The 13,906-nt window shown below is 42.6% G+C and carries 15 protein-coding genes; 13 read left to right on the forward strand and 2 right to left on the reverse strand.

Features of this window, described 5'->3' with window-relative positions; all coding sequences use genetic code 11:
• The first annotated feature begins 40 nt into the window (after positions 1-40).
• The 9 genes from NSQ99_RS21085 to NSQ99_RS21125 all read left to right on the forward strand — a co-directional run bounded on the left by NSQ99_RS21085 (position 41) and on the right by NSQ99_RS21125 (position 6,304).
• Entirely contained in the window at positions 41-577 is a 537-nt protein-coding gene (locus NSQ99_RS21085; RefSeq protein WP_340838981.1) for a nitroreductase family protein, read from the forward strand.
• 204 nt (positions 578-781) lie between these two features.
• The gene (gene mutT, locus NSQ99_RS21090) at positions 782-1,180 is read left to right on the forward strand and encodes an 8-oxo-dGTP diphosphatase MutT (protein WP_340838982.1); all 399 of its coding nucleotides are present in this window, start codon (positions 782-784) and stop codon (positions 1,178-1,180) included.
• 70 nt (positions 1,181-1,250) lie between these two features.
• Positions 1,251-1,964, forward strand: coding sequence for a response regulator transcription factor (locus NSQ99_RS21095; RefSeq protein ID WP_340838983.1), 714 nt, complete (start codon positions 1,251-1,253; stop codon positions 1,962-1,964).
• Positions 1,964-2,899, forward strand: coding sequence for a sensor histidine kinase (locus NSQ99_RS21100; RefSeq protein WP_340838984.1), 936 nt, complete (start codon positions 1,964-1,966; stop codon positions 2,897-2,899). Before NSQ99_RS21095 ends, NSQ99_RS21100 begins: the two co-directional genes overlap by 1 nt.
• A 135-nt stretch (positions 2,900-3,034) precedes the next feature.
• Positions 3,035-3,958, forward strand: a complete 924-nt coding sequence (locus tag NSQ99_RS21105; RefSeq protein WP_340838985.1) for an ATP-binding cassette domain-containing protein — start codon at positions 3,035-3,037, stop codon at positions 3,956-3,958.
• The gene (locus tag NSQ99_RS21110; RefSeq protein WP_340838986.1) at positions 3,951-4,628 is read left to right on the forward strand and encodes an ABC transporter permease; all 678 of its coding nucleotides are present in this window, start codon (positions 3,951-3,953) and stop codon (positions 4,626-4,628) included. The genes NSQ99_RS21105 and NSQ99_RS21110 overlap by 8 nt, the downstream gene beginning before the upstream one ends.
• 115 nt (positions 4,629-4,743) lie before the next feature.
• Positions 4,744-4,956 carry a DUF378 domain-containing protein gene (locus NSQ99_RS21115; RefSeq protein WP_340838987.1) on the forward strand — a complete coding sequence of 71 codons (213 nt, stop codon included), beginning with the start codon at positions 4,744-4,746 and terminating at the stop codon, positions 4,954-4,956.
• Positions 4,957-5,033: 77 nt separating this feature from the next.
• The gene (locus NSQ99_RS21120; RefSeq protein WP_340838988.1) at positions 5,034-5,387 is read left to right on the forward strand and encodes a DUF2512 family protein; all 354 of its coding nucleotides are present in this window, start codon (positions 5,034-5,036) and stop codon (positions 5,385-5,387) included.
• An 83-nt stretch (positions 5,388-5,470) separates the two neighbouring features.
• Complete coding sequence (locus NSQ99_RS21125) at positions 5,471-6,304, forward strand: MBL fold metallo-hydrolase (RefSeq protein WP_340839225.1); 834 nt, start codon at positions 5,471-5,473, stop codon at positions 6,302-6,304.
• A gap of 367 nt (positions 6,305-6,671) precedes the next feature.
• Here the strand turns inward: NSQ99_RS21125 and NSQ99_RS21130 are convergent, their stop codons facing one another.
• Positions 6,672-7,589, reverse strand: coding sequence for an ArsR/SmtB family transcription factor (locus NSQ99_RS21130; protein WP_340838989.1), 918 nt, complete (start codon positions 7,587-7,589; stop codon positions 6,672-6,674).
• 276 nt (positions 7,590-7,865) lie between these two features.
• On the opposite strand from NSQ99_RS21130, the gene arfA reads away from it, so the two are divergent.
• From arfA to NSQ99_RS21150, 4 genes are all read left to right on the forward strand, one after another.
• Positions 7,866-9,386 (forward strand): arabinosylfuranosidase ArfA, encoded by a 1,521-nt coding sequence (gene arfA, locus NSQ99_RS21135; protein ID WP_251668282.1) that lies wholly within the window; start codon positions 7,866-7,868, stop codon positions 9,384-9,386.
• A gap of 16 nt (positions 9,387-9,402) precedes the next feature.
• Positions 9,403-10,752 carry an extracellular solute-binding protein gene (locus NSQ99_RS21140; RefSeq protein ID WP_340838990.1) on the forward strand — a complete coding sequence of 450 codons (1,350 nt, stop codon included), beginning with the start codon at positions 9,403-9,405 and terminating at the stop codon, positions 10,750-10,752.
• Positions 10,753-11,084: 332 nt separating this feature from the next.
• Entirely contained in the window at positions 11,085-11,984 is a 900-nt protein-coding gene (locus tag NSQ99_RS21145; RefSeq protein WP_340838991.1) for a carbohydrate ABC transporter permease, read from the forward strand.
• Positions 11,981-12,814, forward strand: a complete 834-nt coding sequence (locus tag NSQ99_RS21150) for a carbohydrate ABC transporter permease (protein ID WP_340838992.1) — start codon at positions 11,981-11,983, stop codon at positions 12,812-12,814. The genes NSQ99_RS21145 and NSQ99_RS21150 overlap by 4 nt, the downstream gene beginning before the upstream one ends.
• Positions 12,815-13,141: 327 nt before the next feature.
• Here NSQ99_RS21150 and kduD read toward each other — a convergent pair whose 3' ends face one another.
• Positions 13,142-13,897 (reverse strand): 2-dehydro-3-deoxy-D-gluconate 5-dehydrogenase KduD, encoded by a 756-nt coding sequence (gene kduD, locus NSQ99_RS21155; protein WP_340838993.1) that lies wholly within the window; start codon positions 13,895-13,897, stop codon positions 13,142-13,144.
• Positions 13,898-13,906 lie beyond the last annotated feature (9 nt).

A 13,906-nucleotide genomic window follows, 5' to 3' on the forward strand; every position in this document is an offset into this window, starting at 1 on the left:
TAGGAAGTAAAAGGAAGTTGAGTTATGGAGGGGAAATAAGATGGATGTTATGTCAGCAATTGAACAACGGAGAGAGATTACTTCGTTCAAGGATCAAGCAATAGCTACAGAAACGCTGGAGCAGCTAGTACGAGCAATGTACTTATCTCCAAGCGGCAACAACCTGCCTTCTCGTGAATGGATTGTCGTTACAGATCGAGACATGCTTAGTAAGCTTAGTTCAACGACTCCTTATATGAAATGGCTCGAGCAGGCCGCTGCAGGCTTTGTCATCGTAGGCAATGCAGCGCTAAGCAAGTATTGGCTACAGGATGCGACCATTGCAGGCTCCTTTCTATGGCTTGCGGCAACCTCCTTACAGCTAGGAGCAGCATGGGGAGCTGTATATCACTCGGAGGACACGGAAGAATCTAAGCAGAGAGAAAGCTATGTGCGTGAGCAGCTTAACATACCAGAGTCGCTGCGCGTGGTAGCTATAATAGGTGTAGGACATCCAGCACACGAGCCAGCCCCTAAGCAAATGTATCCGCCACAGCGAGTCGTGTCCTATGAGCAATACGAGATGAAAGACGAGTAAGCATAACGACAGGGTCATGTCCAATCTTTATGCAAATAATAACCGCTGTATAGTCATCTGATGGGTGTAATGCAGCGGTTAAGTATCGTTGGTTTAATACAAGAGGTTGCATCGATATATAGCGATAAAATATTAAAGGTCAATGAATTAAGAAAGACTAATCAAGATGAATCTACTGTCAGCGTATGAAAGGGTATATTACAGATGATAAATGTAGCAGCTGCAATTATAGAAAATGATGAGGGCCAGCTATTAATTGCTAGACGTAAGGAAGGAAAAGCACAAGCCGGGCTTTGGGAATTTCCAGGTGGGAAAATAGAGAAGGGCGAGACAGCTGAGGTATGTCTCATACGCGAGCTACTCGAGGAAATGAATATTGTGATCGATCCATATCAATATCTCGGCGAGCATACGCATAACTATGGAACTGTCCACATATCATTAATCGCCTACCTAGCCAGCTATGTGAGTGGTGATATACAGCTTTATGATCATGACCAATATGCTTGGGTAGCTCGACAGGAGCTTAGCAGGTTTGAGCTGGCACCAGCGGATCTTCCATTTGTTAAAAAGCTTATAAGTGGTGAATGTGAAGAAAAATGATTGTGCATCACAAAAAAGTTTGGAATAATGAATCCATACCTAGCAATTACCTAAGAATGGAAGTGCGAGTGTGGAAAAATTAATTCTTCTTGTTGAAGATGATCGAGAGATTAATCAGTTAGTGAAGAGTCAGCTGGAGCAGGAAGCATTTAAGGTTGTAACAGCATACAACGGTGAGGATGCCTTACACCTGCTGCAGCAGCATGAGATAGATTTAGTATTGCTTGATCTAATGCTTCCCAAGCTTAATGGATTAGAAGTACTGAAGCAGATACGTTCCACTAAGCATATCCCTGTGCTTATCATCTCTGCGAAGGATAGTGAGCTGGATAAAGCGCTAGGACTGGGCTTTGGGGCTGATGATTATATAAGCAAGCCGTTTTCACTGATCGAGCTTGTTGCAAGAGTTCATGCAGCTATTCGCAGAGCTACGCAATATGCTGTACCAGCTGAACCAATGCAGCGTGAGTCAGTAGCAGTTGACAGCCTTCAGTATAAAGATCTTACACTGGATATGGCAACGTTTACCGCAAAGGTAGAGGCTCGAACGGTTCAGCTTACCTCGAAGGAGTTTCAAATTCTAAAGCTATTTATGACGAATCCGCGAAGAGTTTTCACGAAGGAGCAAATATTTCATTTCATATGGGAAGAAGATTATTACGGTAATGAGAATGTTATTAATGTTCATATTCGCAGACTTCGGGAAAAAATCGAGCAGGACCCATCCAGCCCTCAATATATTCGTACGATCTGGGGAATTGGCTATAAGCTAGGTGATTCATAATGACGACAGTATTCATCATCATTATTGCTGCGCTGCTCATCATTATTGGCTTGCAATATACAGCTCACATGACCTTAAAAAAGAAGCTCACACAGATGTCGATGGAGCTTGCACGTATTGTTGAGAATGAAAGTGCGGAAAAGCTGCTAATCCATACCGATCATACAGTGGTTAAGAAGCTATTGATTGGAATCAATCGATTGCTTGATCATAATCAGCGGGTAATTGCAGACTATAACCGAACGAAAGACAGCTTAAAGAAGATGACATCGAATATGTCGCATGATATGAGAACCCCGCTAACTGTTATATTAGGCTACGTAGAGAGGTTAAAGCATGATCAAGGAATGACCGATGAGCAAAGGGAAGAGATTATCGGGCGGTTACATAGAAAGATCGAAAATATTATTGTTCTACTTAATCAGTTTTTTGAGCTCGTTAAGCTAGAATCAGAGGATTATACGATGCCCTTAAGCAGACTATGCATGAACGAAGTCTGCAGGAAGAGTGTGCTCGAGCATTATGAGCTGCTGCAGTCGAAGCAACTTAAAGTAGAAATCGACATACCTGAGGAGAATTTGTACATGCTCGGTAATGAGACGGCCTTTCAACGCATCTTAAGTAACTTGATATCGAATGCTATCCGTTATGGAAGTGACGGCGGTGTATTTGGTTTATCATTAAGGGAAGCGGGAGATCAAGTAGAGATCGAAGTGTGGGATCGAGGCAAAGGTATAGATGAGATTCATCAAAGCCGTGTGTTTGATCGTCTCTACACGCTGGACGATGCAAGAAATCCTAACTTTCAAGGGAGCGGGATTGGTCTGAGCATTACGAAGCAATTAACCGAAGCAATGAAGGGAACGATTCGTCTCTCGAGCAAGCCATATGAAAAAACAGCGTTCACATGCACATTTCAGCGCATGACGTACTAATTGTTATAGGAGAGGTTGTTCATAGGAGCAGCCTCTCTTTTTGTCATTTCAGTTGAGCTTAAGAAATTTGTAAGGAATGCGAAAGAAATATGTTGAAAGTGAGCTGTAATATGAAGGAAAAGGAGGAGGTTCCGCATGGATCAAATCATTAAAACGACAGGACTTACTAAGCGTGCAAAGGACAGAGTACTGGCTGAAAAAATTCAGCTTGATGTATACAAGGGTGAAATATACGGCTTGCTAGGAAAGAATGGGGCAGGAAAAACGACGATCATGAAGATGCTTGTTGGTATGACTACGCCTTCGAGCGGTGAAATTGCACTGTTTGGAAAAAGCTTTAATGAGCATTCGAAGTCATTGTTAAGAAGAGTAGGCAGCTTAATTGAATATCCAACCTTTTATGAGCATTTGACGGCAATGGAAAACTTGCAGCTGCACTGTGAGTATTTAGGATATTACGATGATCAAGGGATAAAGCATGCATTAGATTTAGTTCAGCTTAAGGGCATAGAGAATAAGAAGGTCAAGGAGTTTTCGCTTGGGATGAAGCAGCGTCTCGGGCTAGCGCGTGCAATGGTTGCTAAGCCGGAGCTTATTATATTAGATGAGCCGACCAATGGACTCGACCCTATTGGCATTAAAGATATTCGTGATCTTATTCTAGTGCTGAATAAGGAGTACGGCATTACGTTCCTGCTATCTAGTCACATATTAGGTGAGATGGAACAGGTCGTTGATCGAATTGGTGTGATTGAGCAAGGTCGACTTATTAAGCAGGTTGCTCTGGAGGAAATACGCAAGCAGCATACCGATTATATTGAGCTGCTTACCACCGATGCCAAGCGAACGGTATACTTGCTTGAGGATCAGCTCGGCATTTCGAATATGAAGCTTGTTCAAGGGGATCGTATTCGTATATATGATCTGACCTATACACAGCAGCAAATTTCAAGGATGCTCATTGAGCATAATATAGGGCTTGAAGAAATACAAAAGCGGAATAGCTCGCTCGAGGATTATTTCTATAAGCTTATTCATGGGGGTGGAAGTCATGATTAAATATATGCGTTTAGAATGGCGAAAGCTTGATCGATTAAATGTATGGATTGAATTATCGATTTACTTTATCATTATGATGTTTTTACCGACATTTTTTATTAACGTGGTTCTTCCAGAATACGGTCAAAGCTTTACACAAGCGATTGAGCTAAACAGTTATATTCAGATGGGGATTGTTTTATTTGGCGGATCATTAATTAATCATGTTTTCATCGAGCAATATAAAAACAAAACGATGGCCTTATCATTCGGTTACCCAATAAGTCGTAAAACATTGTTTGCTGCTAAAATCATGTTCATAGCTGCTGCTGTGTTTGCCGCTTCGATTATTTCCTTCATATTATCTGGTCTTTCAACTTATGTCATTAACTTGTTCGCTCCATTTATCGAAGGCCCACTAAGCACAGCAGATGTTATCCAGTATGCTGGTACAATGCTCACCCGTTCTTTGCTTATTACGGTCATTAGCTTCGTTCCTTTATTTTTATTTGGAATATGGAAAAGAGCAGTGGTTCCTACCATCGTATGCTCGATTGGTTCGATGCAGTTACCTAATTTCTCTTCTTTCCTTCATGTTCATCCAGAGACTGTTGTTGCCGTACTTGCCGTACTAGGTGCAGTTAGCCTGACAGCTTCCATCGCAACAGCAGAAAAGCTTGGAGAGGTGTAATGTTTCAGTTGGAATTATGAGGTAAGTAATAAATATCGATAACCTTATCCTTTGACGGTATGAAATTGTTCCAGTTGGAAATATTATAAATAATTCTAATGAGGAGCTGATAAGGATGAGAACTCTAGATGCTATCGCGTTAACTTTACTGATCGTAGGAGGACTTAACTGGTTGTTAGTTGGTCTGTTCCAGTTCGACTTGGTAGCTGGGATCTTTGGTGGCCAAGATTCTGTTCTATCTAGAATTATTTATGTCCTTGTAGGACTGTGTGCGATTTACTCGTTCAAGTTTTATGGACATCAAAGAGCAGAAGAACACGCAAGATAATTCAATATTTATTAATAGGGATGTCCTGATCGGTTCAAGTGCGATTAGGATCTCCCTTATTTTTTGGAGGTTAGAAGATGACAAGCTTAATTATTAAATTATTTTCCGTACCTATTGGAATAATAATAGCTTCATGGATCTTTCCAAACGTAGAATATACCAGATTATATCAGCCCATAATCGTTGGTCTAATTGCTGCAGGCGTAGGGTTGATTATGGAGTTTATCATATTAAGAAGAAAGACATTATGGCTAAGCACATTTTCAGATTTAATTGTGAGCTGGGTTATCGTGTTTGGGATTTCGTTAATGTTTAATACTGCGTATGTCAGCATTTGGGGTGCCTTCTGGACAGCTGTGCTGCTAACTGTTATGGAATATTTCCTGCACCGTTTCTTAATTGAAAAGGGCTTAACGAAGAAACACGCATAATGATCAATATTGATTACGGAGAACCAGTAACGGCTAAGGCCAATTATGTTTGGAGGTAAAAAAAGTTGGATACAGAAGCATCTATGTCGTACGGTAGCGATTACCATCCTCTGCCGATGCTCTCGGTTAAGAGCGGTGCTGAACAAGAGGTTGCACACAATGTGTGGTGCAAAACGATACAAATCGTCAATATTTGCGGAATTAAGGATGAGAACAGTGGGGACTGGGTGCTAGTTGATGCCGGTATGCCGGGCTCCTCTCAGCAAATTATTGCAGCCTGTGAAGAACAATTTGGAGCTGGCAATAAGCCGAAATGTATTATATTAACCCATGGGCATTTTGACCATGTCGGCGCGATTATTGAGCTCATCGAGCATTGGCAGGTGCCTGTCTATGCTCATGAGCTGGAGCTTCCGTTCCTAACGGGGAAAAGCAGCTACCCTGCACCAGATACGTCCGTCGAAGGCGGGCTGGTAGCTAAGCTAAGCTTTACCTTTCCAATCGAGCCAATTCAGCTAGGGAAGCAGGTTCAAGTTCTCCCTACTGATGGCAGCGTTCCATATCTATCAGAGTGGAGATGGCTGCATACCCCTGGCCATGCTCCGGGTCATATCTCATTGTTTAGGGAGAAGGATCGCGTCCTAGTTGCAGGAGATGCCTTTGTCACGGTAAAGCAGGATGAGCTCTATAAAGTGCTTACTCAAGAACTAGAGGTACAAGGTCCTCCGCGATACTTGACTACAGATTGGAAGCAAGCGAAGCAATCAGTCATTCTGCTGGAGCAGCTTCAGCCTTCCGCTGTTGTAACAGGTCATGGCATGCCGATTAGTGGTCAGGAGCTAACCAAAGGGCTTAGCAGACTCGTATCAAACTTCGATAATCTAGCCGTGCCCGATTATGGGAAGTATGTTCAGTAATGGTGAGGTGTAAACTTAGTAAAACCTAAGAATCCGCTCCAGCGGAGTAATGGAGAGGTGTAAACATCGTGGTACACCCAAGACGCCGCTCCAGCGGAGTAAATGGTGTTAGTGACTACGTAGCCACAACTCACGAAAGACCCCAGCGGAGTAAATGGGGTTAGTGGAAAAGCGCAGCGTTTGCCTTTGTTCCCAGATTTCGACCATTGTAACTTCTCAAGAAATCTGGGAACAACAGCAATTGTAACAACGCCATTTACGGAGCGCTGAAATCAGAGAACAACAGCAATTGAAACCTCACTATTTACGGAGCGCCAAAACCAAGCAGGGCACTCAAAGTTTTCATCGACTTTGAGTGCCCTGCTTCTTATCGTTCATGAACATCGTACAACACACGCGTAAGTAAATTCTGACTGTAGTTGCCAAAGCTTTTACCGAAGATCGTTAAGCCTCCTTTATTTTGAGAGTGCTCAGGGATCGCTATTCGGAAGGTAAGGTCGCTTTTATAATCAAGCTTAATATGTGAAAGTGTAATGTTCGAGATACGACAGCCATCAATAAAGCTGCCATCATTCGTAATTCGAATAAGCTTTAGCATACCGTATTGATTCAAATGTGGCGGCCACCAATCTGGAGTGAAATTTCCACGCATATCCCCGAAATCCCCTGGGCTGGTCCACGAGCCTATCTCAACATTATTTAAGTAAAAATATATATCTGACGGAAAATGATTGTTGTAGCCAGGTGCCTCGGAGCTTAGCTCCATAGAGAATTGAATCTCCTTGAAGGTCTGATTTGGCTTTAAGTAATTTGGGATGCGATATTCAAGATAGCCTTCAGTAAGCCAAATAATTTCTGCATGAATTCTTTGCGGATCTGCAAAATATCTAGGGTCGTCAAAATCACCGATAATGCTATCCTTCGTTGCCAAGCCACAGGTAGGCGTTGCAAAGTAGTTGCTAAAATGCCCTACCTCAATATCTACCTCATACAAATTTTCTTTCTCACTACTACGCATATCAACAAGAAGCTTATCTTCGTTCAAATAACACATTTTTTGAATGCCGTGCTTGCCAACGGTGGAGTTGATCTGAATGATACCGCTTTCTTCAAGCTTTTTAATATGCATCGTAATTGCACCATTAGAAAGCTTAAGCTCGCTAGCAAGCTCGTTAAGATTCATGGAAGAATTGCGGATTAGCAGCTCAATGATTTGAATGCGAACCTCTGAGCTGAGCGCCTTAAAGATTGGCAAGCCACTCATTAAATCTTTAATATAGATCATCTCGATAGCTCCTTATTGTTATTTGTTTTCATCATATACGAAGCAGTAGCTGAAAGAAAGGGTAAAAGCTAAGGGAAATGATATTTACTTTATACTTCATTAAAACAAACATAGTACTTTCGGTAGAAGTTTGTTGAAATATTAGTGTCGAAGATTAACACTTTAGGTTCTTTTGAATTATTTCACATTTATGTGTTTACAAAAGATTTTTCATATGCTATTTTATTCCTGCAAACGCATTCAAAACTAATACAGGCGTAAAGAGAGGGATAGTACATGACAGCGTCACAACTAAAAGCGAAAATGATCGTTGATAAGGATTTCAAAATAGCTCAAGTTGACTCTCGTATTTTTGGCTCCTTCATTGAGCATCTTGGTCGTGCAGTATATGGGGGGATCTATGAGCCAAACCACCCAACAGCCGATGAAGCAGGCTTTCGTAGTGATGTGAAGGAGTTAATTAAGGAGCTGCAGGTGCCTATCATTCGTTATCCAGGAGGGAACTTTGTATCTGGATACAATTGGGAGGATGGAGTCGGACCAGTTGAGGAACGACCAAAACGTCTGGAGCTTGCATGGCGTGTATTAGAGCCCAATTACGTTGGAACGAATGAATTTATCAATTGGGCGAAGCAAATTGGCACTGAGGTCATGATGGCTGTTAATCTTGGTACACGTGGCGTCGATGCTGCACGCAATTTGCTTGAATATTGCAATCATCCGGGAGGAACCTATTGGAGTGACTTGCGAATTAAGCATGGTTACAAGGAGCCTCATAAAATTAAGACGTGGTGTCTTGGTAATGAAATGGACGGACCTTGGCAAATTGGTCAAAAAACTGCAGATGAGTATGGAAGATTAGCCAATGAAACAGCAAAAGCGATGCGTCTAGTTGATCCTGATATCCAGCTTGTATCCTGCGGAAGCTCAGGCAGTGGAATGCCAACCTTCCCAGAGTGGGAAGCAACAACACTTAACCATACGTACGAGGTGACTGATTTTATATCGTTACATCAGTACTACGGCAACCGAGATGGTAATTCAGCGAATTACTTAGCAAGAACGATGGATATGGACCACTTTATTCAAACGGTCATTTCTACATGCGATTATATAAAAGCGAAAAAACGCAGCAAGAAAACGATGTATCTAAGCTTTGATGAGTGGAACGTCTGGTATCACTCTAACGATCAGGATAGAAAAATTGAACCGTGGACGATTGGCCCGCCTCAGCTCGAGGACATCTATAATTTTGAGGATGCCTTGCTTGTAGGTAGCATGCTTATTACGCTGCTTCGTCATGCGGATCGAGTGAAGATGGCATGTCTTGCTCAGCTCGTCAACGTCATTGCACCGATTATGACGGAGGAAGGCGGAAAGGCATGGAAGCAGACAATCTTTTATCCATACTTACATGCATCAGTGTTCGGTCGTGGCATATCGTTGCTGCCGATTACTGATTCACCTAAATACGATGCAACGGATTATACGGATGTTCCTTATTTGGATAGCGCTGCTGTCTACAACGAGGAGCAAGACGAAGTAACGATCTTTGCATTAAATCGTCATCTCACAGAAAATATGCTGCTTACTTGCGATGTTCGCAGCTTTGACAATTACACCATTGTAGAGCACATCGTACTTGAACACGATGACTTAAAGGCGGTAAACACCGCTCACGATGAGAAGGTTAAGCCTCATTCCAATGGTGCGTCTGAGCTGAAGGACGGCTATGTAACTGCAAACTTGAATAAAGCATCATGGAATGTGATTCGTTTGAAAAAATTAAGCGATTAATTTTAGGGGGTCATTCATGATGAAAAAATGGTTAAGTCTAAGTCTGGCATTAATGCTTGTGGTGATGACAGCAGCAGCTTGCTCTGGTGGTTCAAAAGGCTCTGGAGGCAGTACGGGGGAAGCACAGGAGTCAGTTATTGACGGGGGTGCTGGTGAATCCGCGACAGAGCTATCTTACTGGACGTTTGTCGAGCTTCATGGACAGCATTTTGAAAAGATGCTAACGAAGTGGAATGCAGAAAACACGGATCGTCAGATTAAGCTGAATGTATCCGTTATGCCCTATGATGATATGCATAACAAGCTTAGCATCGCACTGCAAACAGGTGTAGGTGCACCAGATCTAGCTGATATTGAGCTTGGAAAATTTCCCGATTTCTTATCAGGAACTCCACAGCTAGAGCCACTTAACGATGTCATTGATCCATACCGTGATACGTTAGTACAATCACGTGTAGATCTTTACAGTAAGGACGGCCAGAACTACGGTGCTCCTACTCACGTCGGCGCATCCGTTGCGTTCTACAACGTAGAGGTGCTAGAGGAAGCTGGCGTCAATTACGAGGATATCGTGACTTGGGCAGATTATAAAGCTGCTGGTCTTAAAGTATATGAGGCTACTGGTAAAACGATGGGCACTGCTGATACAAGCGCACTTTGGCAGCTATCTCAACTACTTGCACAGCAAGGCACAGACTTAACCGATTCTAATGGAACCCCTCAAGTGAACACACCTGAAGCGATTCGTGCTTTAGAGATGATTCAGGATTTACAGCAAAATAATATTGTTTCAACGATTGCAGGCGGTCAGCCAGATACAGAGGAAGCCTATGGTGAATATAACTCAGGCAACTATGTATCTGCGTTTATGCCGCTATGGTTTATGTCCCGTTACGTCAACTATATGGGTGATTTGTCTGGCAAAATAGCGATTGCGCCTATTCCAGTGCTTGAAGCGGGAATGCCGGCATCCGTTGGTGGCGGCGGTACGGGAACGGTCGTAACGAAGACAGCCAAGGACGTGCAGCTTGCGAAAGAGTTCCTAGCTTTTGCTAAGCTAACGGAGGATGCCAACATTGAAATATGGAATACGCTTGGCTTTGATCCAGTTAATATGGGCGTGTGGGATATGCAGGACGTTACACATAATCCAGATAACACGTTCGTGCAATATTTTGTGAACAATCCATTCGACGTATTGAATGAGATTAGAGATGAGATTCAATTGATTAAGTCTACATCCGCTTCCCCAACAATTAATAACGTGCTTGGAACCATCACCTTGAATGAGATTTTCGAGGATGGACGTGATGTAACAGAGGCGCTGAACGATGCACAGGAGCAAATTGAACAAGAGCTTCAATAATTGCTCGTCATCATAAAGCCGCGAGATGAATGCAGAGAGCTTACTACTTCTTAGTTTGCGCTTTAGCTGCCAGCTCGCGGCTTTTCCTTTATAGGAAGTTCAAAAAGTTCACCTTTGATCACGAAGCAATTATTGAACGTTTATTCGGCATCGAATATGAAACGCTACCGAAAACTCTGGTGCTCACGTTCCATCTTCTCGGTGCTGAAAGCTGAACTTTTTGAACGCTTATTTTAAGTGGAAGTTCAAAAATTTCAGGCTTGATGACGAAGCAGTGCTGAAGTGTTTATTCGGCATCGAATCTTGAATTAAACTTGAAGGGGGAAATGACTGTGATCAAACGATTTATTTATTCGCAAAAGGTCGCACCTTATGTTTTCGTACTGCCCTTCATTCTAGTTTTTACAATATTTTGGGCCTATCCTTTGCTTGATTCGTTTGAGATGAGCTTTCAGAAGGTCGCACTGGGGCAGGAGTCTAACTGGGTAGGCTTCGCCAACTATGAAAAGCTCCTTGGCGATAAAATATTTCTGAAAGCACTAGCAAACAGCGCTATTTATATGATTCTGACGCTAGTTATACTTATTCCATTTCCGATGATGTTCGCTGTTTTGATTAATAGCAAGCTGATGTGGGGGAGAGAATTTTTTAAGGCGTCCTTCTTTTTTCCTGCATTAACCTCTGTTGTCGTTGCCGGCACCATATTTCGCTTAATGTTCGGTGAGATGGAAGGCTCGTTAATTAACAGCTTTCTTAGCCTCTTCGGCATTGAGCCGATTAAGTTTTTAAAAGGTCAGATAACAGGCTTTGTTGCTTTACTGGCTCTTGCGACTTGGCGCTGGACAGGTGTCAATATGCTTTATTTTTTATCAGGACTGAAAAACATCCCTGACGATTATTATGAAGCTGCAGCTATTGATGGAGCATCTAAATGGCAGCAATTCACTAGAATAACGATTCCTCTATTAAAACCAACGTCGATCTACGTGCTCACGATTAGTATTTACGCAGGGCTGGCGATGTTTATTGAAAGCATGATGCTATGGAACGGAAACAATTCACCGAAGAACATCGGCTTAACGATTGTAGGCTACCTATATCGACAAGGCATCGAGAAAAATAATTTAGGCTACGCGGCTGCGGTTGGTATCGTCCTTCTTGCAATAACGATGATTATTAATGTGACGCAGCTATCGATATCTGGACTGTTCAAGAAGGAGGATCAATCATGAGACATGAGAAAATGACGAAGGTTGGTCTTTTTTTCATTTTTGCGATCGTCTGCTTCTTTATTTTAATTCCATTTTATGCGATTGCGCTCGCATCCTTTAAGCCGGGCGGTGATCTTGTTCGTTATGGCTTGAATCTGAGCTTTGATCTTTCAGTGATGAACTTAAACAACTTTGTGTACTTATTTACTGGATCTCATAGCTATTTTAATTGGTTTTTCAATTCGGTGTTTTTAACGATTGTGCAGGTCGTTCTGACGCTGCTTATTAGTGCCACCGTTGCTTATGGCTTTGCAGCTTATAACTTTGTCGGTAAAAACTTCTTATTCATTTGCGTGCTTATGATTATGATGGTGCCGTTTGAGATATTGCTGCTGCCATTGTATAAGCTCACAAATGATCTTGGCTTGATGAATACATATTCTGCGATAGTGCTTCCAGGCATAGCCAGTGCGGCAACGATCTTTTTCTTCAGACAATATATTAGCGGTATACCGAAGGAGATTATTGCAGCTGGGCGGGTGGATGGAGCATCTGAGTATGGGATCTATGTGCGATTAATAATACCGGTGATGAAGCCTTCCTTTGCAGCGATGGCGATATTGAACGGAATGAACAGCTGGAACAATTTTATATGGCCGTTTATGGTACTCTCTGAAACAGTGAAATACACCTTGCCGATCGGGTTAAAGACGCTGCTAACGCCATACGGTAACAACTATGATCTGCTGATTGTTGGCTCATTCTTCTCCATTGTGCCGATTCTTATCTTATTCCTCGCCTTTCAAAAATACTTTATTGACGGTATGACAGCTGGTGCAGTAAAGGGTTAATAGCTTGAAGGGTTAAGAGAGGGCGTCACAGTATCTAAAGATATCTTTGATATAGGGAGTTCATCTCGTCTTATTATAGTATCGTTAGATCATTGCTTAATGAGAATCTGAGAGGTGCTCCTTTGTGCCTTTTATCGCACAAAGATGCGATCTTATTCCGAATCATTCATGAGCGAATTCTAGCTTCATACGATAGAAATGAGTTGTAGAAAGACTTTAAAGAAATAAAAAAACACCTTCATGTATGTCTTCTCTAAGAGAAGGGACATATCAATGAAGGTGTTTTCCATTATGATAAGAAGTGTGCACGCATCTGTTAGCAAAAGGCTATCTGTTCATCCAGCCGCCATCTACGCAAAGAACGTGACCATTTACATAGTCGGAAGCATTAGAGGAAAGGAATACAGCCGCTCCTTTTAAATCCTCGTTCGTGCCCCAGCGTGCCGCTGGAATACGCTCTAAAATCTGCTTACTGCGAACCTCGTCAGCACGCAGCGCAGCGGTGTTATCCGTTGCCATGTACCCTGGAGCAATCGCATTGACCTGAACGCCTTTTGATGCCCATTCATTAGCAAGTGCTTTGGTTAGCCCAGCTACCGCATGCTTACTAGCTGTATAAGCTGGGACATTAATGCCACCCTGGAAAGAAAGCATGGAGGCAATATTAATAATTTTACCGGAGCCTTGCTCAATCATTTCCTTGCCGGCAAGCTGACTCAATGTGAAGACGGAATCAAGGTTCGTAGATAACACGGCTTGCCAATCAGCAAAGGAATAATCAACCGCAGGCGTACGGCGAATAATTCCTGCATTGTTGACAAGGATATCGATGCGGCCAAAAGCTTGCTTAGCCTGCTCGATAATTACTGGCAGCTGTGCTTGATCACTAACATCGGCCTTTACGATAATGGCCTTCTGACCAAGCTTCTTGATGTGCGCCTGTGTTTCCTCAGCAGGAGATTGATTCGTAACAAGTACGAGATCTGCGCCAGCTTCAGCAAGGCCAATCGCAATCGCTTGTCCAAGACCTCGAGCCGCACCGGTAACAATCGCACACTTTCCTTTCAAATTGAAAAGATTCATAGCTCGATG

Source organism: Paenibacillus sp. FSL W7-1287 (assembly GCF_038004245.1).
Classification (GTDB): domain Bacteria; phylum Bacillota; class Bacilli; order Paenibacillales; family Paenibacillaceae; genus Pristimantibacillus; species Pristimantibacillus camelliae.